The sequence below is a fragment of the Vibrio sp. 1874 genome, from assembly GCF_033344395.1.
Lineage (GTDB): Bacteria > Pseudomonadota > Gammaproteobacteria > Enterobacterales > Vibrionaceae > Vibrio > Vibrio alginolyticus.
The window spans coordinates 1-20,266 of sequence record NZ_JAWPOR010000011.1 but is presented as its reverse complement, the minus strand read 5'-3'; the positions used below and the strand labels follow the sequence as shown (position 1 = coordinate 20,266).

Annotated in this window: 18 protein-coding genes; 11 read left to right on the top strand and 7 right to left on the bottom strand. The window is 44.8% G+C overall.

Annotation, left to right across the window (positions count from 1 at the left end):
* The first annotated feature begins 189 nt into the window (after positions 1-189).
* Positions 190-2,049, top strand: coding sequence for a peptidylprolyl isomerase (gene ppiD / locus R8N46_RS17655; RefSeq protein WP_005382334.1), 1,860 nt, complete (start codon positions 190-192; stop codon positions 2,047-2,049).
* Between the two features lie 255 nt (positions 2,050-2,304).
* The gene (locus R8N46_RS17650) at positions 2,305-2,589 is read left to right on the top strand and encodes a ComEA family DNA-binding protein (RefSeq protein ID WP_031777211.1); all 285 of its coding nucleotides are present in this window, start codon (positions 2,305-2,307) and stop codon (positions 2,587-2,589) included.
* Between the two features lie 98 nt (positions 2,590-2,687).
* Here the strand turns inward: R8N46_RS17650 and rrtA are convergent, their stop codons facing one another.
* Positions 2,688-3,239 (bottom strand): rhombosortase, encoded by a 552-nt coding sequence (rrtA, locus tag R8N46_RS17645; protein ID WP_171346066.1) that lies wholly within the window; start codon positions 3,237-3,239, stop codon positions 2,688-2,690.
* 3 nt (positions 3,240-3,242) lie between these two features.
* On the opposite strand from rrtA, the gene R8N46_RS17640 reads away from it, so the two are divergent.
* Positions 3,243-3,857 carry a tRNA-uridine aminocarboxypropyltransferase gene (locus R8N46_RS17640; protein ID WP_115385830.1) on the top strand — a complete coding sequence of 205 codons (615 nt, stop codon included), beginning with the start codon at positions 3,243-3,245 and terminating at the stop codon, positions 3,855-3,857.
* Between the two features lie 6 nt (positions 3,858-3,863).
* Here the strand turns inward: R8N46_RS17640 and R8N46_RS17635 are convergent, their stop codons facing one another.
* The 3 genes from R8N46_RS17635 to R8N46_RS17625 all read right to left on the bottom strand — a co-directional run bounded on the left by R8N46_RS17635 (position 3,864) and on the right by R8N46_RS17625 (position 7,091).
* Complete coding sequence (locus R8N46_RS17635) at positions 3,864-5,186, bottom strand: anti-phage deoxyguanosine triphosphatase (RefSeq protein ID WP_115385831.1); 1,323 nt, start codon at positions 5,184-5,186, stop codon at positions 3,864-3,866.
* 15 nt (positions 5,187-5,201) lie between these two features.
* Complete coding sequence (gene yfbR, locus R8N46_RS17630; protein WP_025766954.1) at positions 5,202-5,786, bottom strand: 5'-deoxynucleotidase; 585 nt, start codon at positions 5,784-5,786, stop codon at positions 5,202-5,204.
* A gap of 90 nt (positions 5,787-5,876) precedes the next feature.
* Positions 5,877-7,091 (bottom strand): pyridoxal phosphate-dependent aminotransferase, encoded by a 1,215-nt coding sequence (locus R8N46_RS17625; RefSeq protein ID WP_005384283.1) that lies wholly within the window; start codon positions 7,089-7,091, stop codon positions 5,877-5,879.
* Between the two features lie 217 nt (positions 7,092-7,308).
* On the opposite strand from R8N46_RS17625, the gene R8N46_RS17620 reads away from it, so the two are divergent.
* The 7 genes from R8N46_RS17620 to R8N46_RS17590 all read left to right on the top strand — a co-directional run bounded on the left by R8N46_RS17620 (position 7,309) and on the right by R8N46_RS17590 (position 14,820).
* Complete coding sequence (locus R8N46_RS17620) at positions 7,309-8,616, top strand: isochorismate synthase MenF (RefSeq protein WP_054576730.1); 1,308 nt, start codon at positions 7,309-7,311, stop codon at positions 8,614-8,616.
* The gene (gene menD / locus R8N46_RS17615; protein ID WP_017819992.1) at positions 8,613-10,331 is read left to right on the top strand and encodes a 2-succinyl-5-enolpyruvyl-6-hydroxy-3-cyclohexene-1-carboxylic-acid synthase; all 1,719 of its coding nucleotides are present in this window, start codon (positions 8,613-8,615) and stop codon (positions 10,329-10,331) included. Before R8N46_RS17620 ends, menD begins: the two co-directional genes overlap by 4 nt.
* Positions 10,318-11,145 (top strand): 2-succinyl-6-hydroxy-2,4-cyclohexadiene-1-carboxylate synthase, encoded by an 828-nt coding sequence (menH, locus tag R8N46_RS17610; protein ID WP_017819993.1) that lies wholly within the window; start codon positions 10,318-10,320, stop codon positions 11,143-11,145. Before menD ends, menH begins: the two co-directional genes overlap by 14 nt.
* Positions 11,138-12,004 (top strand): 1,4-dihydroxy-2-naphthoyl-CoA synthase, encoded by an 867-nt coding sequence (menB, locus tag R8N46_RS17605; protein ID WP_005382318.1) that lies wholly within the window; start codon positions 11,138-11,140, stop codon positions 12,002-12,004. Before menH ends, menB begins: the two co-directional genes overlap by 8 nt.
* A 125-nt stretch (positions 12,005-12,129) precedes the next feature.
* Positions 12,130-13,119 (top strand): o-succinylbenzoate synthase, encoded by a 990-nt coding sequence (gene menC / locus R8N46_RS17600; protein ID WP_017819994.1) that lies wholly within the window; start codon positions 12,130-12,132, stop codon positions 13,117-13,119.
* On the top strand, positions 13,104-14,531 hold the full coding sequence (gene menE, locus R8N46_RS17595) for an o-succinylbenzoate--CoA ligase (RefSeq protein ID WP_171346072.1): 1,428 nt from the start codon (positions 13,104-13,106) through the stop codon (positions 14,529-14,531). The genes menC and menE overlap by 16 nt, the downstream gene beginning before the upstream one ends.
* Positions 14,532-14,631: 100 nt before the next feature.
* Positions 14,632-14,820, top strand: a complete 189-nt coding sequence (locus tag R8N46_RS17590) for a hypothetical protein (protein WP_005382314.1) — start codon at positions 14,632-14,634, stop codon at positions 14,818-14,820.
* Here the strand turns inward: R8N46_RS17590 and R8N46_RS17585 are convergent.
* The 3 genes from R8N46_RS17585 to R8N46_RS17575 all read right to left on the bottom strand — a co-directional run bounded on the left by R8N46_RS17585 (position 14,817) and on the right by R8N46_RS17575 (position 18,339).
* A complete protein-coding gene (locus R8N46_RS17585; protein ID WP_115385833.1) occupies positions 14,817-15,746 on the bottom strand; it encodes a YeiH family protein in 930 nt (309 codons plus the stop codon). The two genes, R8N46_RS17590 and R8N46_RS17585, sit on opposite strands and share 4 nt — an antisense overlap.
* Before the next feature lie 114 nt (positions 15,747-15,860).
* Entirely contained in the window at positions 15,861-17,735 is a 1,875-nt protein-coding gene (locus tag R8N46_RS17580; protein WP_171346073.1) for an MFS transporter, read from the bottom strand.
* Between the two features lie 13 nt (positions 17,736-17,748).
* Positions 17,749-18,339, bottom strand: coding sequence for a TetR/AcrR family transcriptional regulator (locus R8N46_RS17575; protein WP_005382308.1), 591 nt, complete (start codon positions 18,337-18,339; stop codon positions 17,749-17,751).
* 392 nt (positions 18,340-18,731) lie between these two features.
* Here R8N46_RS17575 and R8N46_RS17570 point away from each other — a divergent pair, with 392 nt between their 5' ends.
* The gene (locus R8N46_RS17570) at positions 18,732-19,604 is read left to right on the top strand and encodes a Tim44 domain-containing protein (protein ID WP_005384268.1); all 873 of its coding nucleotides are present in this window, start codon (positions 18,732-18,734) and stop codon (positions 19,602-19,604) included.
* The last annotated feature ends 662 nt before the right edge of the window (positions 19,605-20,266 follow it).

Here is a 20,266-nt window from a genome sequence, read left to right as displayed (position 1 = left end):
TTCTGTAACCGGCCATTTGCTTAACTTTTGCTCAAACAATAAGTTTCGAACAAAAATTTACAAACTTCGAGCCGAACTTTCTTAAATTATGCGCATCATACTGATGCGCATTTCTTTTTCTGATATTATTGCGCCATTATTTCTATTAGATAGAAGCAGTAGGCTTCAATTGTGGAGAGCAGTTAAATTATGATGGATCGACTACGCGAAGGCGTGAATAGCATCGCGGTCAAAATTATCCTTGGACTTATCATCCTGTCTTTCGTATTTGCAGGTGTAGGTAGCTACATCGTTGGTGGTAGCAACAACTCTGCAGCGAAAGTCGGTAACACTGAGATTCCTCGTGGTGAGTTCGAGATGGCATACCAAAATGAGCGTAACCGTATGCAAGCTCAGTTGGGTGACTACTTCTCTCAAATGCTGGCTGACCCTGCATATGTTGAATCTTTCCGCAAATCCGTTTTAGATCGAATGATCAATGACGTGTTGCTTGACCAACAAGCTGAAGCTTTGGGTCTGCGAATCAGCGACACTCAAGTGCGTAGCATGATTCTAGACATGCCTCAGTTCCAATCTAATGGTCAGTTTGATCAAGAGATCTATCAAGCTTCTTTGCGTCGTGCAGGCTTTTCGCCAGACTCTTTTGCTGAGTACATGCGTCGTGAATTGGTTCGTGAGCAACTGCTGAATGCGCTACAAAACAGTGAATTTATTCTGCCGGGCGAAGTACAAGCAGAAGGCAAGCTGTTCACTCAAACTCGTGATATTCGCACGATTCAGATCGACTTAGCGGAGTTCGCGAAAAATATTGAATTGACCGACGAAGAAATTCAAGAGTACTACAAAGCAAACCCAGACAACTTTACACGCCCAGAGCAGGTTAAAGTCTCTTACATCGAACTGTCAGCTGAAGCGCTAAAGGAACAAGTTAATGTTTCTGATGCTGAGGTGAAAAAGTACTACGACGAGCACTTAAACAAATACTCTTCAGAAGAGCAACGACGTGTCGCTCACATTCTTGTAGAAGGGGACGATGAAGCAAAAGCGCAAGCTATCCTAGATGAGCTAAACGCGGGTGCAGATTTTGCGACGCTTGCTCAAGAGAAATCTGACGATTTTGGCAGCGCTGAAAACGGTGGTGACCTAGGTTGGATTGAGCGTGATGTGATGGACCCTGCTTTTGAAGAAGCGGCATTCGCACTGAAGAATCCTGGCGATACGTCGGGTCTAGTAAAGTCGGACTTTGGCTATCACATTATCAAGCTTGAAGAGCTAAAAGATTCTGTGGCGAAGCCATTTGAAGAAGTCGCTGCTGAAATCAAACAAGAGATGGTCGACCAACAAGCGATCGATCAATTCTACGAGTTGCAAAATGAGCTTGAGCGCGTAGCGTTTGAATACCCAGACTCATTGTATGATGCTTCTCAAGCGGTTAACCAAGAAGTGAAGACAACGGACTTTATTTCTCAGGTTGATGCACCTGAAGTGCTTCGTAGCCCTGCGGTAATGCAAGCTATCCTAAGCCCTGAAGTTAAAGAAGATGGCCTAAACTCTGAAGCTATCGAAGTTGCGCCTGAGCATATTATCGTTGTTCGTGTTGAAGATGCGCGTGACGAGACAGTTCTTCCACTAGAAGAAGTGAAAGATCAGGTTGTTGCAGAGCTATCTCGTGTTAAAGGTGAGCAAGAAGCGATGGAACTTGGAACACAAGTCGTTGCGGCATTGAAAGAAGGTAAGACGAACGTGCTTGCTGAAAACAATCTTGCCTTTGGTGAACAAGAGACAGTAGATCGTCGTTCTCCGTTGGCAACAACGGTATTCGCGATGGCAAAACCAGTCGATGGTAAACCAGTATACGGTCAGTCTAAAGATCTTGAAGGTAACATCATTATCATCGAGCTTGATGCTGTAAACGCAGAGCTAGATAGTGAGTTAGAAGATCAAGTTGCGATGCAAATGCAGCGTGCATCTTCTCAGCAAGATTTATCATCTGTACTAGCCGTACTGCGTGCAAATACTGACATTGAGTACTTTGTTGTGAGCAACTAAGCACAATTAGTGTAATTTGTATGTTGAATAAAACGGACCGCATAAGCGGTCCGTTTTATTTTTGTCTTTATGAACTTCAATCATCAATAGGCATTACTTAAATTAGTGCGCGTTTAAGTGATAGCGGCCGTTGTGAATTCCGGGTCATCTCAGTTTGTTAAATGCATAACCATATTGCTTTCCATTGCAAACTTGATAGTGACTCGCTCTCGACGACTGTTTTTAGCCTACTATTTTGGAGATTGTATGTTCAATATGAAATGGATTTTGACATTGTGCTTATTTGTTTTTGCACCTTTTAGCATGGCTGCGGATTCAGCCACTGACAAATATGAAGGAATTGAAATTACTGTAAATATCAACACGGCCACTGCTGAAGAAATTGCGACCATGTTGAAAGGTATAGGTGAGAAGAAAGCGCAGAGTATAGTGGACTACCGCGAGGAACATGGCCCTTTTAAAACGGCAGCAGATTTGAAGAGCGTAAAAGGCATAGGTGAAGCGACAGTTAAGAAAAACGAAGACCGCATTTTACTGTAGCTTGATGTATTGCAGATATTGAGTCTGAATTCAGAACAATATCTGTTTCCCTATTACTGCTTTCCCGAACCAGCCCCTCTTTCGTGGTTCGGGATTTTTTATCCGAATAAACGACGGCGAAGGCCTTTTTCCAGTAAAGCCATTACTAACCCACCGAGTGCGCCAAACATATGAGCATCAATAGCAACGTTTGCACCGATAAGCTCAGCAGTACTGCTGGATGGGCCATAGACCTGCTCCCATGCTACTTTGGCGATTAGTCCTCCAACTAACAACACACTGCTTCTTCTGCTTTCAAAGACTTCTCTGAGCGCCCAAAATCCAAACAATCCGTGTAATACGCCGGATAAACCCACGTATACCGACATGTTGGTAAACAAATTCAGCGCACCAACACATGCACATAAGATTGGAAAAACGATAAGGAAGTTACGAGTGCTTGGGCGAAAAATAAAAGTAATGATCCACAATCCGGCGAGGTTCATTCCTAAGTGCGCAAAGTTGGTATGTGTGAGATTTCCTGTTACGATTCGCCACCATTCACCATGGCGTATATTGTAGCTGTGCCACTCGGTTAGGCTTGCCATTGGTTCAAATTGAAGTATCAAACAGATCACGCTGATAATACTCAGCAAGGTATAAAGGTTCACTCTATGTCTCGTTATTGTTCTCGTTGTGGAAAATCGCAAAAAGCGTGTATTTGCCAATGGATTGTACCGCTGGCAAGCGAGGTAGAACTTATCATTCTTCAGCACACGAGTGAAGAACATCGTCCGCTTGGTACGGCACGGATTCTCAATTTGAGTTTAGATAACTGTATTTGTTTGATAGGAGAGGACTTTTCTTGTGATGATGCCTTAAATCACTTATTAGCGGATGAGTCATATCAACATTTTGTTCTTTACCCATCAGAAGAGTCACGATGCATTTCTGAAATCACTCAAGCGAGTCATAGTGTATCTAAGAAAATACGTTTGATTTTGCTCGATGGTACGTGGAAAAAAGCGTACAAAATGTGGCAACTCTCAAGCAACTTACATCCACTCCCAACCGTGCAGTTGCCTAAGCAACTACAAGGGCACTACACCATTCGTAAGGCGCCCTCTGAGAATAGCTTATCGACAGTCGAGGCTGGTTATCATTCGCTTCGCTTGCTTGAACCCGAGCGCGACTTTGCACCGCTTATGCGTGCCTTTGAAAATATGATCGAATTCCAGATCGCCCAGATGCCTCCGGGCGTTTTTGAAAAGAATTATTTGAAAGGTTGAGTGTTACTAAAGAACGATGGAAGAGAAAAGTTGGCGGTGTAGCTTTTGTGCGTGACCATCGGTCATTGCAGAAATATAATCGGCGATGACCCTCATCTTATTGCTCTCGCTCTTCGCCTGACACCACAGATCTTTTGTATGAACGGGTAGTAAGCGCTCTGGGTCTGCTGTTAACGCTTCAAAAATATCCATAATAATTTGCTGACCCTTATACTCAACGATCTGGACCTGCGGGACTTGGATAACGAAGGTGCTGACAAAGTGCTTGAGTACGTCAAGTGCACGTGCCATCTGTGGTTCTAAACACGCATTCCAAGACAGTAACGGGTTATTAAACGGCTCATCCACCGTTTTGATTGAAATGCTGGTCAGTAGCGCGTTAACCATACCACCGATAGCATCTTTCCGCTCATGGTGCTTACCGCTAAATAGCATCTGTCCGATGGAATCGATATGAGCTTCAAACCACGGGTCGCCACAGTCCGCTAATTGACTTGCTGCGCCTTCTTGCCATTGCTGACGTGTCACCATACCAAGTACGATTGCATCTTCTAAATCATGAACACCGTAGGCGATATCATCTGCTAGCTCCATGATTGAGCAATCGAGTGATTTAAAACGCGTTTTACTGTGCTCAAACTCCGATTCTGGCGTTGAACGCATCAGACTAAGCAATGCCTTGTCGTTGTCAGAAAGCGGTGCAATTACCCAATCAAATAAGTCTTTATCACAATCATAAATACCTTTAGCTGGGCTCCAGTCTTTTGCTTTTAGTTTACGTTGGTGCTCGGCTGGTTGAGGCAACTTGACGGAGCGTGTTTGACTAATGAGGGCAGGGTACTTAATCAAACCAAGCAGTGTGCGGCGTGATAAATTCATTCCGAAATGCTCAGTATAAGGCTCTAACTTAGTGACGATACGAAAGGTTTGGGCATTCCCCTCGAAGCCGCCATGTTCGCGCATTACGTAGTTTAGAGCGACTTCTCCCCCATGACCGTATGGAGGATGCCCGATGTCGTGCGCCAAACATAATGAATCAATTAAGCTGTCTGATGGTAATAGATCGCGGAACTCTGGCTGTTTTTTCTTTAACTGGGCGACGATACCGGTCCCGAGTTGCGACGCTTCTAAGGAGTGTGTTAACCGGCTGCGGTGAAAGTCTTCCAAGCTATTGCCGTGTACTTGGGTTTTTGCTTGTAGGCGTCGAAATGCAGCCGAGTGAAGAATGCGCGCTCGGTCTCGTTGGTACGGGCTCCGATGGTCGTCTCGACGGATTTTATGCTCATCATCATGGCGCTCTTGCCATTGCGGGTGTAATTCAAACGACACGATTATCTCCGTAAGCTAACTGATTTCATCTAACGATAATTCGAAACTTGGGGCAAAGGTATTGAGAAAGTAATCCATTTCAGGCGTTCTGCGTTCTTGCAAAGTGACGTCTAAGCGTTTTTTTGCCAGAGCGAACTCATGGTTGCCGGCGCTTAGTTCTTCGAGACATTTTAAATAGGCACAGATGGAATCGGCTTGCTTAACGATTTTTGCGTCCTCTTCGTGAGCAGAGTGAGAAAGAAGATAGGGGGCAAAGTCATCTTGGAACTCTTCCGGTAACATTGAGAGTAATTTTTGTTCCGCTGCCGATTCTATCTTCTTATATTCTTTGGCAATTTCAGGGTTGTAATACTTCACTGGAGTTGGAAGATCACCCGTTAATACTTCACTGGAATCATGGTACATGGCAAGAATAGCGATGCGTTCTGGATTAAGGTTGCCGCCGAACTTTTTGTTTTTAATTAGGGCAAGGGCATGAGCGACAAAAGCAACTTGTAAGCTATGCTCTGAAACGTTTTCTGGTGAGACGGACCGCATTAAAGGCCAGCGTTGGATCAGCTTCATTCGAGCCAGGTGGGCGAAAAAATGGCTTTCTTTCATGGCTTTCTCCGTTTCTGGTGTAAAAAAGGAACTCACTAGGAGTTCCTCTAAGCATATGAGAGATCAGCACTAATTACTACCAGTGATTCATTACTGGCTGTAGGTTGATAGGAATCTTTCAAAACGTCCAATGGCGATTTCTAGATCTTCAACGTGCGGTAGTGTCACGATGCGGAAGTGGTCTGGTTTTGGCCAGTTAAAACCGGAACCTTGCACCAGTAAGACCTTCTCTTGTTTTAAGAAATCTAAAACCATCTGCTGATCGTTCTTGATGTTGTACATTTTAGTGTCGATTTTCGGGAAGAGGTACATCGCACCCTTAGGTTTGACACAAGAAACACCAGGAATCTGATTGATCAGTTCATACGCTCGGTTGCGCTGCTCTAATAAGCGTCCGCCTGGTAAAATCAGTTCATTGATACTCTGGTATCCACCTAACGCGGTTTGAATGGCATGTTGCATTGGTACGTTTGCACATAAACGCATCGATGAAAGCAGCTCCAAGCCATTCACGTACCCTTGAGCCAGATGTTTAGGCCCCGTTAGGAACATCCAGCCACCACGGAAACCACAAACACGGTAGGCTTTTGAAAGGCCATTGAATGTCATGACTAGCACGTCTTCAGTGAGTGTGGCGACTGAGGTATGTGTTGCACCGTCGTACAACACTTTGTCGTAGATCTCATCTGCGAAAATGATCAGTTTGTGCTGGCGTGCTATCTCAATCACTTCAAGTAGGAAGTCACGGCTGTATACCGCACCTGTCGGGTTGTTCGGGTTGATCAGAACAATGCCACGTGTCTTTGGTGTGATTTTCTTTTTGATGTCTTCAAGGTCTGGGTACCAGTCAGCCTCTTCATCACATAGATAATGAACCGGCTTACCACCAGATAGTGCAACTGAAGCTGTCCATAACGGATAGTCTGGTGCTGGGATCAGCATTTCGTCGCCATTGTTTAATAGCGCTTGCATAGCCATTACGATCAACTCAGACACGCCGTTACCTACATACACATCTTCGACATCTAGCGAGCGTATACCTTTACGCTGATAGTGTTGGACCACAGCTTTACGAGCAGAGTAAATGCCTTTGGAATCACAATAGCCTTGAGAAGTCGGCAGATTACGAATCACGTCGACTAAAATCTCATCAGGGGCGTCAAAACCAAATGGGGCAGGGTTACCAATGTTTAGCTTTAGGATTTTATGCCCTTCTTCCTCCATGCGCTTAGCATGTTTGAGTACAGGACCCCTAATGTCGTAGCAGACATTGTCGAGTTTTGACGACATCCCGATATTTTGCATTGTTTAATTCCTAAAAATTCGTTAATTTCTTTATTAAAATACAATAATTTGTTTTTTATTAGAATATATATCTGTAAATAATCTGTCTGCTGGTTAAGTTTTGCTCGCTTGTTATCACAGGATTTTGCAAAAGATCGCATACGACCTTGATTTGCTTTGGGTCTAAACTTAGAGTAGCCGTCAGTTACCATTTATCCTCACATACAACGAGGTTGATTTGTCACAGTTCCATCAAGCCGTAAAGAGAATTATCGAGCGAGTTCAGCAATCGGAAGGCAATCAAACACGTCTGGTCGAGCCCCTTAGCGAGAAACCTAATTTCTCATTTATTGATTGGCTTGATGCGCAACCACTTTTCCCTAAGTTTTATTGGCAGTCCCGCGATACACGTGAAGAGGTCGTTGCACTAGGGCAATTGCACGCTTTTGTTGAGCCAGGTCCTGCTTATACCATTCTAGGTGAAGGGCAAAGAGTCTGGGGCGGGCGCTCTTTTGATGGACAGCATGAGAAGAATCGTCGCTGTATGCCTTCTTTTTTCTTTTTGCCTCAAATTGAGTTAATTCGTTTTGACCAACAGTGGTCTCTCGCAGTTAATATTTCAGAAGACAAAGCGCGAACTCTAGCTGGGTTGAATAAACTGGTTTGTGAGGTCGCGACCTTAGCTCCAATTTCGTCTCACATCCGCTCTATTGTTCACACGCCAAGTCAGCCTCAATGGAATGAGTTAGTTCATAAGGTTCTGACTGGTATAGAGAATGATGATTTTAAGAAAGTGGTTTTAGCGCGTCGCTCTACCGTGCAGCTTGATAACACATTAAGTGCTGCACAGCTACTTAAAGCAAGTTACTTAAATAACCATCATAGCTTCCATTTCATGCTGAGCTTAGACAGTAAGCACAGTTTTATGGGGTCTACGCCAGAACGTTTGTATTCTCGCGTAGGGCATGAGCTACATACCGAAGCGTTAGCAGGTACGATTGGTCGGGGAGACAATGCCACTCAAGATATGGAGTTGGCGAATTGGTTATCCCAAGACCAAAAGAACCTCAACGAAAACCAGTATGTGGTGGACGACATCATTGACCGTCTATCACCACATTCTGAAGTGGTTGAAGTGGAAGCTGAACCGAGTTTGGTCAGACTACGAAAAGTGCAGCACCTTAAGCGAAATATTCACGCTAGTCTAAGAGCGGGGATAAATGGTGTTCAGTTGTTATCGGCGCTTCAACCAACAGCGGCGGTTGCTGGCTTACCCCGACAAGAGTCCATGCAGTTTATTCTTGATAATGAGCCCTTTGCACGCGGCTGGTACGCGGGGTCAATGGGTTATATAAGCCATGAACGAGCAGAGTTTTGTGTCGCAATCAGAAGCGCGCTTGTGCTCGGTGATCAAGTACAACTGTTTGCGGGCGCAGGGATTGTGCCTGGTTCTGTGGCAGAACATGAGTGGGCAGAACTTGATAAGAAAATGTCGACGTTACTTACGCTGATTTCTGATCATCCGCCATTGGGAGTCGCATCATGAGTCATGACCAAGCGGTGCTCAATCGAGTTTGGTCAGAAACCATATTGATTGAGCTTCAGCGATTTGGCGTTAAGCATGTTTGTATCGCTCCCGGATCTCGTTCTACTCCTTTAACTTTAGAAGCGGCAGAACAGTCCGACTTTTCCATTCATACTCATTTTGATGAGCGTGGACTGGGCTTTATGGCTCTTGGTTTAGCGAAAGCTACTCAGGAGCCCGTGGCAATTATCGTTACCTCTGGTACGGCAGTGGCGAACCTATTACCGTCGGTTGCCGAAGCCAAACTTACTGGTGAAAAACTGGTGCTGCTGACAGCAGATCGTCCAGTAGAACTTGTCGGCTGTGGTGCAAACCAAGCGATAAATCAATTGGGTATTTTTTCACATCATGTTTCGGCCAGTTTGAATTTACCAAGCCCAAATTTAGCAACGTCGCTTAACTGGTTGCTGACCTCTGTTGACGAAGTGATGTTTACTCAGCAATTGCAGGGTAGTGCTGTTCATATTAATTGTGCATTTCCAGAGCCTTTGTACTCCAATACAGAAAAGAGTACCTATCAGGATTACCTTGATACCGTTGCTGGCTGGCGAGATAGCAAGGTGACGTATTGCCAGCGCTTTAACCCGAAAACCAGCAGTGCAATTCCAAGCTGTGGGGATAACAAAGGTGTGGTGGTCATTGGTAGTTTGCCACTGGTTCAGGCTCAAGCTGCACGAGCGTTTGCAGAGCAAATGGGCTGGCCAGTCCTTGCTGATCCACAAAGTGGTGTCAGTTCGGATTGGGCGCATTTTGATTTATGGTTGCAGAATTCGAAATTGGCTAGCCTACTGGATGGCTGTGACTTAATCGTGCAGTTCGGTAGTCGAATCATTTCTAAACGTTTTAATCACTGGTTAGAAAAACACGTAGCACGTAATCAGCAAGGTGGTGACATTCAATATTGGTACGTATCGCCTCGATTAGAGCGAGATAACCAAAGTCACTTACCACAATGGCACTGGGCGGAGCAGCCAAGCTCATGGGTTGAACGTACGACGGAGTTTTCATCAGAACATGCTGGTTGGGCAAATGAACTTGCCGCGGACATCAAACAGGTCACGCAACACGCGAAAGGCTTGTTTGCTTCTGACCCTAAGAGTGAGCTGAGTGAGATTGCGTTAGCGATTGATGTGGCTGAGCGTGCTCAGGGTGTGGATCTGTTTGTTGGCAACAGTCTGTTTGTCCGATTGATCGACATGTTCGGCAAGCTTGATAACACAGAGGTTTTCACTAACCGTGGTGCGTCTGGCATTGATGGGCTGTTTGCCACAGCAAGCGGGGTACAACGCGCGCGCCAGAACCCGATGTTAATGTTTATTGGCGATACTTCTGCCTTATATGGGCTGAACTCATTGGCACTGTTTACGCACAACAAGTTGCCTTCGGTGTTGGTGATTACTAACAACGATGGTGGGGCGATTTTTGACTTACTGCCTGTACCGCAAGAGCATCGCGAGTCGTTCTATCAAATGCCTCATGGTTATGAATTTGAACATGCAGCGAAACAGTTTGGTTTACAGTATTGCAAACCGAACACGCTGGCTGAGTATCAATCTATAGTCTCTGAGCATTTTGCTAGCGGCGAAGGGGCGTTAGTGGTTGAAGTTCAAACGCCATCGAACCAAGCGGTAGAGCAACTAAAATCCTTCAACAAGAATTTGCATGCTCTATTCTAAACGCTTCCCAGCAACGGAAAAGCACCAAAGTAGTATTTTGCCTACTCTGGTGTTTTTGCATGGTTTGTTTGGTAGCGGTGAAGACTGGCAATCGTGTATCAACGCGTTACCCGAATATGAACGTGTTACGGTTGACCTTCCTGGTCACGGACGCAGCCAATCTATTTTTTGCTGCGATTTAAATGATTGCTGCAAACTTCTTGGTTCCACACTATCTTTATTATTTCCCTCACAACAACCACTTATTTTGATTGGATACTCTATGGGCGGCCGCATTGCGATGCATGGTATTGCCCATCAATGCTTTCCAGAGCTCAATATTGCAGGCGCGATTATTGAAGGGGGAAACTTCGGGCTTCAAACTGAGTCAGAGAAACAGGTGAGATTAGAGAATGATGCTCGCTGGGCAATGCGTTTCAAAACTGAACCACTTGAACGTGTTTTGAACGATTGGTACCAACAAGCGGTGTTTTCTTCACTAAACCATGAGCAAAGACAAACATTCATTGCGAAGCGAAGTGATAATCTTGGCTCAGCGGTGGCGAATATGTTGATGGCGACATCGTTAGCCAAACAGGCATATTTGTTGCCCTCACTGCAAAAGCAGAACATACCAGTGTATTACTTGTGTGGTGAGAAAGACCAAAAATTTAGCCAACTGGCACAACGTAGCGGGTTGGCGTATCGACAAGTTGAAGGCGCTGGTCATAACGTCCATCAAGAGCAGCCCAAACAGTTTGCGATACATACCAAGCAAATAATTCAGTCTCACTTTGGTGAGAGTAACGAGAACAATGGGAATCACCATGGCTAAAACAGTAGGCATTTCTGAAGAAGAACTTTACGCTCCGGTTCAATGGAAAGATTGCGGCGAGAAATACGAGGACATTCATTACCATAAGTCTGAAGATGGTATCGCGAAAATCACCATTGCGCGTCCTCAAGTGCGTAACGCGTTTCGTCCTCAAACGGTAAAAGAGATGATTGATGCGTTGGCAGATGCGCGTTACGACTCTGGTGTTGGCGTGATCATTCTGACAGGTCTAGGTGAAGACGCATTCTGTTCTGGCGGCGACCAGAAGATCCGTGGCGACTACGGCGGCTATAAAGACGACCAAGGCACACATCACCTCAACGTATTGGACTTCCAACGCGATATTCGTACTTGTCCAAAACCAGTGATCGCATCGGTAGCTGGTTGGGCTGTTGGCGGTGGTCATGTACTGCATATGATGTGTGATCTAACAATTGCAGCTGACAACGCTCAATTTGGTCAAACAGGCCCTAAAGTGGGTTCATTTGACGGCGGTTGGGGCGCATCTTATATGGCTCGTATCGTAGGCCAAAAGAAAGCTCGCGAAATTTGGTTCCTATGTCGTTTCTACAATGCTCAAGAAGCGGTAGACATGGGCCTAGTAAACACAGTTGTACCACTAGCGGATCTAGAGAAAGAAACCGTTCGTTGGTGTCGTGAAGTACTACAGCACAGCCCAATGGCATTGCGCTGCCTGAAAGCTGCATTAAACGCAGATTGTGATGGTCAAGCGGGTCTGCAAGAGCTAGCGGGTAACGCAACGATGATGTTCTACATGACTGATGAAGGCCAAGAAGGTCGTAATGCCTTTAACGAGAAGCGTCGCCCAGACTTCGATAAATTCCCTCGCAACCCATAATCCGTCTAAATGAGGAGCGTGTTAGCTCCTCTGTTACTTTTTTCCTGAGCGCATCGCCCTCTGGGAGGCTGGTGGGATTGCTCGTCAGAACGCTCAAATATACGGCATTACATAGGACTTGAATTATGCGTGAAGCGAAAATTTATCGTTATAGCTTGCCCATGGATAGTGGTGTCATCCTACGTGACAACAAGCTAACCGAACGTGTTGGTTATGTTGTTGCGCTTTCCGAAGATGGTAAAACAGGGCTTGGAGAAGTCGCTCCTCTTCCTTGTTTTAGCTTAGAGAGCACCGAAGATGCGGGTGTTCAGCTACAAGAACAGGCGGAGCGTTGGGTAGCAGAGTTGGATGTGGATTATGCCAAGATGTACCCGTCGGTTGCGTTTGGTTTATCGATGGCACAGCTTGAATTAGCTGGTGGCTTACCACAACAAGGTAAATACCAAACAGCGCCACTATGCACTGGCGACCCAGATGAGCTCATTCCAAAGCTGAACGAGATGGAAGGTGAGAAAGTCGCTAAGGTGAAAGTTGGACTTTATGAGCCAATTCGCGATGGCATGCTTGTGAACCTTTTTCTTGAATCAATCCCTCAATTAACGCTTCGACTCGATGCCAATCGCGCTTGGACACCAGAAAAAGCGCAGCAGTTCGCTAAGTACATTGCTCCGTCTCTGCGTCAACGAATCACGTTTCTAGAAGAGCCGTGCCGCTCTCCTGGCGATAGTCTCTCTTTTGCGATTAATACTGGTATTGCTATCGCTTGGGATGAAACATTGCAAGATGCGGTTCGTCGTGAAGATTTCCGTCTTGAAGATCTAACTGGTGTGAAAACGATCATCATCAAACCCACACTCATTGGTTCAGTGGATTTTTGTATTACACTGATAGAGAAAGCGAAGTCACTGGGGATGAAAGCAGTGATTAGCTCGAGCATTGAATCCAGTCTCGGTTTAACTCAATTAGCGCGCTTTGCCCAATGGCAGCTGCCTGATGAAGTTCCAGGTTTGGATACGATTGGCTTATTCAAAGCTCAGCTAGAGCAGGGCTGGCCTAAGTGTGAACTTCCCGTTCTTCCTCTAAAAGACCAGGAGATTGTGTGGCATTCTGCGTAGACAATATTGCGAAGGCACCATGGAAATATTGGGCTCAAACGAGCCCTTTTTCTATTGCACTCAAGACATCAACAGAAGTATTAAACTGGCAACAACTCTCGAAGCGTATTGACCAATACACTCACTATTTGAATGACTTGGGTGTAACTCGGGGGGATGTGCTGACTTTGGTTGGCAAGAACCAAGTAGAAACACTGTTGTTTTATCTTGCCTCCAAACAGTTGGGTGCGCTCGCTGCGCTGACCATGGAACAACCACTAGATAAGTTGCAGGGTAAGCTTGCTACACTTTACAGGCCTGATCAAACTCGGTTTATCTGGTTTTCTCAGGAGTGCGCTTCGACCTTTTCTGAACATGATATACAAAAACTCAAGGCAACATTGCTTTCACCGCCTGTAGTATCACAGCAAGAGAGTGATTCGTTGACTGAAGATAGCTATCATCATGACCGGCTCGCTTCAGTAGTATTTACTTCTGGCTCTACAGGGGAGCCTAAAGCTGTGGTTCATACACATCGACAGCATCTTGCGTCTGCAGAGGGCTTGTTGCAGGAGTTCATTTTCACTCAGCAAGATGCTTGGCTGTTATCGCTTCCGCTGTATCACGTCTCTGGATTAGCGATTGTCTATCGTTGGCTATATGTCGGAGCAACACTAAAAGTCGGTTCAGGGAAACTTGTTGATGATGTTCAGGGCGTATCACACGCTTCTTTGGTTGCGACTCAGCTCAAACGGTTATTGGATGATGATGCACATTTGTCATTGACACATGTGCTACTGGGCGGCAGCCACGTTGATCACGAGTTGGCACTACGAGCAACAGGGCAAGGCATTGAGACATGGTTAGGTTATGGGATGACGGAGGCGGCCTCTACCGTTACCGCAAAGAGAATTGACAGCACCAGTAATGCTGGACATGTATTGAAGCACCGTAAGATAAAATTAGTTGACCAACGCATTTTTGTTGGCGGTAAGACATTAGCGGCAGGGTATTTCCATCAAGGACATGTTACCCCATTTCTGGATGAGAAAGGCTGGTTTGACAGCAAAGATCTTGGCGAGTGGCAAGGTGATGAATTAAAGATAATCGGCCGTGCCGACAATCAGTTTATCTCTGGTGGTGAGAATATCCATTGTGAAGAGATTGAAGCCGCTTTGAACCAAATTGATGGTGTAGTGCAGAGTATAGTGGTTCCAGTCGAAGACGCGGAGTTTGGTCATAGACCAGTAGCTGTGATTCAGACCAATGGATTGCGCAGCAAATCGGAGTATGACCAGCATTTGCAATCAAAATTAGAGAAGTTTAAATGGCCAGTGGAATACCACGTAATGCCACAAACTCTACTAGAAGGTGGGATCAAAATTTCGCGTAAGGCAGTGAAAGAGTGGCTGCTGTCATCACTTCAGCATTAGTCAATTTTGCTATGTATTAGTCATAAAGAGAATTTCGTATCCTTATAACTCTGAATCATAATTATGCTTCTTCGTGGAGAGAAAATGCATAAGGTTCAGGATGGCAAAGCTAGTTTTAATTGCGGCAGTAGCACTACAAATTGGTATCGCGATAAGTAGTGAAGGGCTAGCCCGCTCTCTTGCAGAGCTAACGGCATTTTTGATCGCTATTGCGTTGGTCGTTATATACAAAAATAGCAAACGGGAAATGCCGTCCCCTCAACGCGATAAGCAGACCACCAATATCTAAAACAGTAACCAACTTAGAGAAGTGGTCGAAATTAACACCCACAGAGTCACACCAAACAACAGCGGCTTAGCTCCAGCTGACTTTAGTTTTGAAATTGAAATGCTGCAACCTATCAAGAACAGACATACAACCAACGCTTGCTTTGCTCCAATGAAAATGCCGTGATAGACCATTTCAAATTGAGGAAAGAAGTCGCTAAACGCGATAGCTGCACAGTACCAAAAAATGAAATAAGGGATAGCTAGTTTTTTCTTTCCATTCTCTTTTTGGCCTCTTGAAAAGATGACGGCACTGATCAAAGCAACAGGAATGATCCATAAAGCGCGCGCGAGTTTCAATGTTGTTGCCGTCGTTAGTGCTTCTTCCCCATAGGCCGAGGCAGCCCCGACAACAGAAGATGTGTCATGAATGGCAATCGCAGCCCATGTGCCAAACGTGTGTTGATCTAGCCCTAAAGCATGTCCAATCACAGGAAACACAAAGAGTGCAATGGAGTTCAGGACAAACACTGTTGCCAGTGCTAATCCAATCTGCTCGTCTTTCGCTTTAATCGCCGGTGCCACAGCAGCAATTGCGCTACCACCACAAATTGCAGTACCTGATGAGATTAAGTAAGCGGTTACTCGCTCCAATTTAATTACCCTGGCAATGAGAGTGCCCATGATCAGTGTGCCTGTAATAGTGGCGATGATCAGGCCGATACCATCCGATGTGACTGTAAGTGCTTGCTCAAAGTTGATGCCAAAGCCTAAGCCAATAATCGAGTAAGACAGCAGCTTTTTAGTAAAAGAAGCGATGGGCAGCTCGGAAGGCACAAAACCAAAACTTGCGAGTAGAAAACCGATAACTAGAGCAATGGGAGAGGAGGCAAGAGGGGTTAGACAAAAAAGTAACGCCAATCCAAACAGGAGGTAGTTTCTATTCAAGGTTTTTATTCGCTGTTGTGAATGAAAGGGAGAGTATATCGCACTGGGTGTGGTCAGTTTGTCTTAATGATTTGAACACATGTTCAGTTATCCTAAACATGTGTTCAAGTGTATTTATCGCCAGTCGCCTCTAAGTTGATGCACTTTATCGAACATTGTTTTTGCCGTTGCCTCGTTTGGTGGCACCGGTTGTCCTGCCTCTATTTCTAGCTTTGACCAAAATCGAGTCGGTAAGCCACAGCATGCGCGACCTTTTGCGCGGCTGAAATAGCTTCCCCATAAGCCTTTAAGTGCAACAGGTATGACAGGTACTGGACTACGACGTAGGATTATATCAATACCGCGCATGAATTCATTCATTTCACCATCTGAAGTTAATCTTCCTTCAGGGAAAATACAGACGATATGACCTTCGCTTAGCGCAGCTTCCACATCGTTAAATGCACGTCTGATAGAGCTTCTGTTACTCGCTGAAATTGGAATTACCCCAGTTCGACGTAAAAAGCGCCTTAATGGAGGTAGGTTGGCGTAATCTTCCTCCATCACAAAACGAATCAACCTTGGGCATACGGCACTAAGTAGCAATGCATCCATGTAGCTTACATGATTACATACAATCAATGCCCCACCATGCTCGGGTAGGTTGTGTAGATTCTTATGCTTAACTCGATAGATGGTGTGCGTAAGCATCCACATGACAAAGCGAACTACAAAAATAGGAATTTGCAAAAAGATGTAAGCGGCGACTAAGAAATTTAAAATGGCTAACAATGCAAACAGCTGAGGAATTGTCATCTTGATTACACTTAGGCACACAATACCCAAGACAGCGCTGCCGACCATAAACAGAGAGTTAAAGATGTTGAGCCCTGCGATGACTTGAGCACGTTCGGTTTCCTTTGCTCGATGCTGCATTAATGCGTAAAGAGGCACGATAAACAAACCGCCCGAAGCGCCAATCATCAATAGGTAGAAAAATAATGGCCAAAAAGGCTCATATCTAAAGAAGTCTACAAAGTTATGGAAAATAGGTAGATCATTGGGAATGGAAGTGGCCATTAGGTACCCAAATACCGTAATGCCAAAGGCACCAATTGGCACAATACCGACTTCGATACGATGGTTTGAGATCCAATTGCAAAGTAGCGACCCTAGCGCGATACCAATGGAAAATAGAGCGAGCAAGAAAGACACCGCACTCTCGGTGCCATTTAGGTAAATCTTAGTGAAATTCGGGAATTGTGTTAGATATGCGGCGCCTAAAAACCAAAACCAGCTTATTGCCATTATGCATTGAAAAACAACTCGATCGGATTTGGCGATAGAGAGCGTGTGTTTGGTTTGCTTATATGGTTGCCAACGAAAAGAGAGATTGGGCGCGCTGGCTGCAGCAAAGGGGATTGAGCGGCTCGACAAGTAGCCTAACAATGCGAAGATCACGACACAAAATGCGGCGAGGTATTTTGCGTTGTCTGCAGAGGCTATAATCCCAGCGCCTAAGGTGCCAATAAGGATGGCGATAAAGGTACCAGCTTCAACAAGAGCGTTGCCGGGCACTAATTCTTTAGCATTTAACTTTTGAGGCAAAAGGGCATATTTAACTGGGCCAAAAAATGCTGACTGTGTGCCCATTAAAAACAGTAGCAATAAAAGCACACCATAACTTTCGGTTATGAATCCGATGGCACCTAACAGCATGATGGCTATTTCAAATAGTTTGACCTTACGAATAAACCATGACTTTTCATATTTGTCGGCTAATACGCCAGCGGAAGCAGAGAACAGAAAGAACGGTAGAATGAACAAGCCTGCCGCAAGGTTGATGAACAAATTGCTCGAAATAGGCAGTGCACTGGAGCCAGCGAATGCGACAAACAACAGCAAAACGTTTTTAAAAATATTGTCGTTAAAAGCGCCAAGAAATTGAGTAATGAAATAGGGCAGGAATTTTCTCTGCGTAAGTAAGGACGGCTGTCTGTCGGATGACATGTATAATCCTTTGTTACCAGTTCGTGAGGTAGTTGGAAAGAAGATTACTGATCAACTCTTTGCCATCAATCGGTTCACTAGAGAAAAACTTATCATCAACACTGAGTAAAGTAATGCCATGTACGCCAGACCAAAGGACTCGACTCGCTTGAATCACTTCGGATTCAGTACGATGTGGTGCGATTTGAGCCAATAGTGACTCTAGCATTCCCGTCATACCATCGATACGTTTGGCATGCCATTCCGGAAGTTCTGCTCCATTCATGTTGTGTTCGAACACTAACTGCCAACGGTATGGGTGTTTTTGAGCAAAATCGTGGTAGCAATAAGCGAGTTCAAAAAGCGCTTGATGGGAGTCTTTGCTGTCATTAGTCGCTTTGCGTGCTTCTTGAGATAACTCATCTAAAGTTTGAGCGACAACATGAAGCAACAACAAATTATAATTACCAAAAACATTTACCAATGTGCTTGGCACGTAACCAATCATGTTAGCGATTTTACGAAGACTGAGTTCGTGGTAAGAATTCTCATCTAAAAAGTTTTTGACCGTTGTTAAAGTCAAATTCACTAACTCTTCTCGGGTGTGATCGTTTCTGCGCGCCATACTCTCAAACTACTTTATTGAACATCGTTCAATATGATAGTCAGCTACCTATTAACCGTCAACAAGGCAATGTGTCCAAGTGCCCTCAAGGTGTAGGATTCTGAGCTGTGTCACTGATTCTAATTCAAGTAAAACAATCTGGAGTATTAGTGAACTTATTCCATACTTTTTTTACATTGATCAAGCGCCTTCAGCTGAATTGTAAGCAGTGTGAGCAGTCTGCATTTTTGGCAATATTCTGATACATGTCAGCTTCTATAAGCTATTTTCATCAATCGGTATACAGAGTATGATGACTTAAAAATCATCTTTGGCGTGCTACTGTTTGAAACAACGATTGTTTCGTCTTGAAAATGGGGCACTATCTTAGATAGCTAACTTTAAGGATAACGATGAAACGTTTATTTTCTATTGTTGCTTTATTGATGTTTACTGTTGCTGTAACGCCTATCGCGGAAGCGAAGAAGTTTGGTGGCAGTAAGTCTTTCGGTAAGAGCTACAAAACCGCACCAGCACCGAAACAACAGCAACAAAACACCAATACGGTCGGCAAAGATCAGACGACAAAGTCTTCAAGTAAGAAAGGCCTTATGGGTGGTCTGCTAGGCGGACTTCTGGCTGGTGGTCTACTTGCTGCATTCTTTGGCGGTGCTTTTGAAGGTATCCAGTTTATGGATATCCTAATTATTGGTTTGATTGCCTTTGTCATCTTTAAACTAATGCGCGGTATGCTAGGTGCGAAGCAGGGCAGTATGAACCAGCATCGTCAACAGCCTGCATTTGGTGGCAACGCATCTAAGTTTGAGCAACCAAACATGCAAAACTTTGAGCAACAACCAAACACAAATAATGGTGGCTTTGGTGGTTTTGGCGCTCAAACAGACGTACCACATAACTACCCACCGGGTTTTGACCAAGCAGCGTTCATTAATGGTTCTCGTGAACACTATCGAATCCTGCAAGGTGCGTGGAATCACAACCAGCTAGAAACTATTGAAGAATATGTTTCTCCAAGCTTGTTTGAAGACCTAAAAGCAGAGCGCGCGAAGCTCGACGGTGAGCAGCATACTGACGTAATGTACGTTGATGCGGAGATCGTCCGTGCTGATTACGATGCAAATAAAGCACAGCTTAGTCTGCAGTTTAGCGGTCGTTACCGTGACACAGTAGAAGGTGTTGAAGAAGAAATCGAAGATATCTGGCACCTAGAGCGTGACTTGACTGCGCCTAATGCGCCATGGTTAATCGTTGGTATTCAAGGCTAGTCACCTTTAAACCAATTTAGTCACTAGTAAAAATCCCGCATCCCCTGCGGGATTTTTTGTATCTATCATTTATATTTCTTGTACGTGTTTTTATACAAACATCACTAATTGAGTCCGTTTGGTAATTTTGCGAACCCACTTTTTCTAGTAAGTCCTCAAGTGTTTTCCTAGTTATATTGAACATTCATATTAAGGCCATACGAACTAACAAAATCAAAATAGCTAGTACATTGTTTGTAGGGTAAAGATCTGCTCCTCAGCCTTTTGTTTGTGGAGCTTCACATGGGGTTGGTTGCTTTAGTGAGATTGAGTATAGGTTATACCAATCGTAGTAAATAACTGGTCATTCTAGCTTGTTAAAATACTCGATAACTGCGTTGCAATTTTTGATTGCAGAATAACTACTTATCGAAAAATTGCGCCTTGTTCTCAAGCATTTTCCCTACGCTATTTCTGATCACTTATTTACTGTGATAGGTATTAAATCGAGCAGAGTTTCGGTGAGGAGTGAAAGGTTCGTGGTAGTAGGACTATGCTATCAAGATCCTGAAACGAAAAAAGCCAACTCAATGAGCTGGCTTCTTCAATATGGTGGAGGGGGACGGATTCGAACCATCGAAGGCAGTGCCGGCAGATTTACAGTCTGCTCCCTTTGGCCACTC

Excerpts from the sequence above, each read along its gene's own strand:
- ppiD (WP_005382334.1), top strand. The coding sequence starts at position 190 with ATGATGGATCGACTACGCGAAGGCGTGAATAGCATCGCGGTCAAAATT.
- R8N46_RS17650 (WP_031777211.1), top strand. The coding sequence starts at position 2,305 with ATGAAATGGATTTTGACATTGTGCTTATTTGTTTTTGCACCTTTTAGC.
- R8N46_RS17640 (WP_115385830.1), top strand. The coding sequence starts at position 3,243 with ATGTCTCGTTATTGTTCTCGTTGTGGAAAATCGCAAAAAGCGTGTATT.
- yfbR (WP_025766954.1), bottom strand. The coding sequence starts at position 5,786 with ATGAAAGAAAGCCATTTTTTCGCCCACCTGGCTCGAATGAAGCTGATC.
- R8N46_RS17625 (WP_005384283.1), bottom strand. The coding sequence starts at position 7,091 with ATGCAAAATATCGGGATGTCGTCAAAACTCGACAATGTCTGCTACGAC.
- menD (WP_017819992.1), top strand. The coding sequence starts at position 8,613 with ATGAGTCATGACCAAGCGGTGCTCAATCGAGTTTGGTCAGAAACCATA.
- menH (WP_017819993.1), top strand. The coding sequence starts at position 10,318 with ATGCTCTATTCTAAACGCTTCCCAGCAACGGAAAAGCACCAAAGTAGT.
- menB (WP_005382318.1), top strand. The coding sequence starts at position 11,138 with ATGGCTAAAACAGTAGGCATTTCTGAAGAAGAACTTTACGCTCCGGTT.
- menC (WP_017819994.1), top strand. The coding sequence starts at position 12,130 with ATGCGTGAAGCGAAAATTTATCGTTATAGCTTGCCCATGGATAGTGGT.
- R8N46_RS17590 (WP_005382314.1), top strand. The coding sequence starts at position 14,632 with ATGGCAAAGCTAGTTTTAATTGCGGCAGTAGCACTACAAATTGGTATC.
- R8N46_RS17580 (WP_171346073.1), bottom strand. The coding sequence starts at position 17,735 with ATGTCATCCGACAGACAGCCGTCCTTACTTACGCAGAGAAAATTCCTG.
- R8N46_RS17575 (WP_005382308.1), bottom strand. The coding sequence starts at position 18,339 with ATGGCGCGCAGAAACGATCACACCCGAGAAGAGTTAGTGAATTTGACT.
- R8N46_RS17570 (WP_005384268.1), top strand. The coding sequence starts at position 18,732 with ATGAAACGTTTATTTTCTATTGTTGCTTTATTGATGTTTACTGTTGCT.